Raw genomic sequence first — 2,039 nt, 5'->3', positions numbered from 1 at the left:
TGCGGAGTGTCAGGCAACTGACTTGTTGGCTGACACTCCGCATTCGCGAGCAAGCCCGCTCCCACAGGATTTTTTACGACTATGGACGAGCGGCGCAGTGCACAACAGATTCACCTGAACGCATAAAAACCGTATCAGGACGCGGCAGATGGCCGCAGGCAGCGCCTGGATCTGATCCGCATAAATGATCAATTCCTGAGCCTGTTTTGTTTCCGGTGGGGTTTCTACAGTGCAGCTCGTGCCAGACCGGGTGGCCTGGCAAGACTTTGCAACCGTGGATGAACTGACCATGAGCACAGCAACAATCGGACAGGCTTACAACTACAAGGTCGTCCGCCAATTCGTCATCGCGACTGTTTTCTGGGGTGTCGTGGGCATGGCGATGGGGGTATGGATCGCCTCGCAACTGGTATGGCCGGAGATGAATCTGGACCTGCCGTGGACCACCTTTGGCCGCTTGCGACCCTTGCACACGAGCCTGGTGATTTTCGGTTTCGCCGGCAGCGCGCAATTCGCCGCCAGTTATTACGCCGTGCAGCGCACCTGCCAGGTGCGGCTGTACTCGGACAAACTCGCCGCCTTCACCTTCTGGGGTTGGCAATCGGTGATCGTGATCATGCTGGTCACCCTGCCGCTGGGCTACACCACCACCAAGGAATACGCCGAGATCGAATTCTCCGGCGCGGTGTGGATGGCCGTGGTCTGGGTCGCGTACGCCGTGGTGTTCTTCACCACCGTGGTGCAGCGCAAGACCAAACATATCTACGTCGGCAACTGGTTCTTCGGCGCGTTCATTCTGGTGATCGCCATGCTGCACGTGGTCAATCACCTGTCGATTCCGGTGGACTGGTTCAAGTCCTATCCGGTGTATTCCGGCGCCACCGACGCCATGGTGCAGTGGTGGTACGGGCACAACGCGGTGGGCTTCTTCCTGACCACCGGGTTCCTCGGGATGATGTATTACTTCGTGCCCAAGCAAGTGAATCGGCCGGTGTATTCGTATCGCTTGTCGATCGTGCATTTCTGGGCGCTGATCACCCTGTACATCTGGGCCGGCCCGCACCATTTGCATTACACCGCGCTGCCGGACTGGGCGCAGTCGCTGGGCATGGCGATGTCGCTGATCCTGTTGGCGCCGAGCTGGGGCGGCATGATCAACGGGATGATGACCCTCTCCGGCGCGTGGCATAAATTGCGCACCGACCCGATCCTGCGTTTCCTCGTTCTATCGCTGGCGTTCTACGGCATGTCGACGTTCGAAGGGCCGATGATGGCGATCAAGACCGTCAACGCCCTCTCCCACTACACCGACTGGACCATCGGCCACGTACACGCCGGGGCCCTGGGCTGGGTGGCGATGATCACCTTCGGCGCGACCTATCACATGGTGCCCAAGGTGTTTGGCCGCGAGCGCATGCACAGCACGCCGCTGATCAACCTGCACTTCTGGCTGGCGACCATTGGCACGGTGCTGTACATCGCGTCGATGTGGGTCAACGGCATTACTCAAGGTCTGATGTGGCGGGCGATCAACGAGGACGGCACGCTGACTTATTCGTTCGTAGAAGCGCTGCAGGCCAGCCATCCGGGGTTTGTCGTGCGGTTTGCCGGCGGGGTGTTCTTCCTCAGCGGCATGTTGCTGATGGCCTACAACGTGTGGCGCACGGTGCGAGTGGCGGATGTTGCGATTGCCCATCGTGAAGCGCAGATCGCCTGATCAAGGGAGCTGGTCATGTTCGATGTTTTATTGAATGTGTTGGGCGTGGTGTTTCTGTGGCTTGCGGTTGAGTACTGCTTGCGGCACGAGACGGCCGAAAGTCTGGATGAGGCGAGTCTGACGCCGTTTGCGGATGATCCGGAGGTGGCGCGGCGGGTTGAGATGGCCACCGGTAAAACCGTGAAAGCGGTGGCGCCGGAGATAGCCAAACCGGGCTGGATCAACCTCGAAATGTGAGCCACCCCTTACTGATCGTTCCCACGCTCTGCGTGGGAATGCCTCAAGGGACGCTCCGCGTTCCAGCTCCGGAAGGGACGCGGAG

Annotated in this window: 2 protein-coding genes; both read left to right on the top strand. The window is 59.8% G+C overall.

Annotation, left to right across the window (positions count from 1 at the left end):
• Positions 1 to 289 precede the first annotated feature (289 nt).
• On the top strand, positions 290 to 1,717 hold the full coding sequence (gene ccoN, locus AC07Y2_RS28700; protein ID WP_085667259.1) for a cytochrome-c oxidase, cbb3-type subunit I: 1,428 nt from the start codon (positions 290 to 292) through the stop codon (positions 1,715 to 1,717).
• Positions 1,718 to 1,732: 15 nt separating this feature from the next.
• The gene (locus AC07Y2_RS28695; RefSeq protein ID WP_074690898.1) at positions 1,733 to 1,954 is read left to right on the top strand and encodes a hypothetical protein; all 222 of its coding nucleotides are present in this window, start codon (positions 1,733 to 1,735) and stop codon (positions 1,952 to 1,954) included.
• Positions 1,955 to 2,039 lie beyond the last annotated feature (85 nt).

The sequence above is a fragment of the Pseudomonas sp. GW456-12-1-14-TSB6 genome, from assembly GCF_059424205.1.
The sequence above is the reverse complement of the archived record's forward strand: the minus strand, read 5'-3'. Positions and strand labels throughout refer to the sequence as shown.

Bases quoted from the DNA above. Each gene is read 5' to 3' on its own strand.
- ccoN (WP_085667259.1), top strand. From the start codon at position 290: ATGAGCACAGCAACAATCGGACAGGCTTACAACTACAAGGTCGTCCGC.
- AC07Y2_RS28695 (WP_074690898.1), top strand. From the start codon at position 1,733: ATGTTCGATGTTTTATTGAATGTGTTGGGCGTGGTGTTTCTGTGGCTT.